This window comes from Brevibacillus sp. IT-7CA2 (genome assembly GCF_949767855.1).
Classification (GTDB): Bacteria; Bacillota; Bacilli; order Brevibacillales; family Brevibacillaceae; genus Brevibacillus.
Genome location: NZ_CATKQT010000037.1, coordinates 1 through 1,043, shown reverse-complemented (window position 1 = coordinate 1,043; position 1,043 = coordinate 1). Strand labels below are relative to the sequence as shown.

Here is a 1,043-nt window from a genome sequence, read left to right as displayed (position 1 = left end):
ACCAGAAATTAGAGTATACATCTAAAATCTCAATTGTTGTCCTACAAGTTTCTAGGCTCTAGTTTTGAAGGTAACAGCAACAAATTTATCTTTATCTGATTTAAACATTTCCTTTTTATCCATTTGGCATTTCGTTCATCCTCAATTCCAAACAGTACAACAGCTGCTTGCTCCACTAGATGTAACACTATTTTTCGTACTTCTTCTGTAAGGCTATTCCAGGCTATTTAACTTATTGATGACATTCTGAAGTCCCAGTTCTGTTGACTTCTTGAAATAGAAAATTTCAAATTACTACTCCCAGTTTTGAGAGAACCCGATCCATTTCATCAAAATGTTCTTTGTCGCTTGAAGCATAGATCAAATCAAAACTATCGTTATTTTTCATCACTGTTATTATGCTGTCATCGTAATTCCCATAAAATTCGATGCCAATCCAATGCCGAAAGGAAATACCTTTATTATTAAAATTTTCACGAATAAAATCCAAGTCGGTTTGTTCAATGGAATAGAATGATTCACAGCCGTATTCAAGAGCGAATACGGTTTGCAAATAGGCCATCGCATGAAAAAAATCGGTCAATGTTTCAAAATCCTTTTTCCATACCTTTTCATCGTAACTCATATAGACAGGGGGATTGGACCTGGATAAATCGTTCTTATGGATTCCCCAAACACAGACACGTTGATTCTCGCAATAAAAAATTAAATATTCGTTATGTTTGAAGTATTGGAGTTGCTCGGGTTTGATCAAACTATCTTGCGTATGATTCAGCCGCTCGTCTTTACCGAGTTCCAAATAATAATCTATAAACACCTGGGGCAATTCACCAAAATTATTTTTAATGGTTTGTATCTCGTCATGACTAAACCCATTTCGTTTGGTAATATGAAACAGATTTTTAATCATTGTAAAATCAGTCATCCGCATCACACCTTATTCTTGTATAATACTCCATCGATTGACTTAAGAATATCCCAAGTCGGTCTCCTTAACCATCAAGAGAGCATATTATACACCCAATTTACTATATCTTTACTCC

General features: G+C 34.8%; 1 protein-coding gene. It reads right to left on the bottom strand.

Features of this window, described 5'->3' with window-relative positions; all coding sequences use genetic code 11:
• Positions 1-286 precede the first annotated feature (286 nt).
• The gene (locus tag ACM6JA_RS19675) at positions 287-925 is read right to left on the bottom strand and encodes a hypothetical protein (RefSeq protein ID WP_414853701.1); all 639 of its coding nucleotides are present in this window, start codon (positions 923-925) and stop codon (positions 287-289) included.
• Positions 926-1,043 lie beyond the last annotated feature (118 nt).

What these genes read in the sequence shown, in the direction of transcription:
- ACM6JA_RS19675 (WP_414853701.1), bottom strand. Translation starts at nt 925, where the DNA reads ATGACTGATTTTACAATGATTAAAAATCTGTTTCATATTACCAAACGA.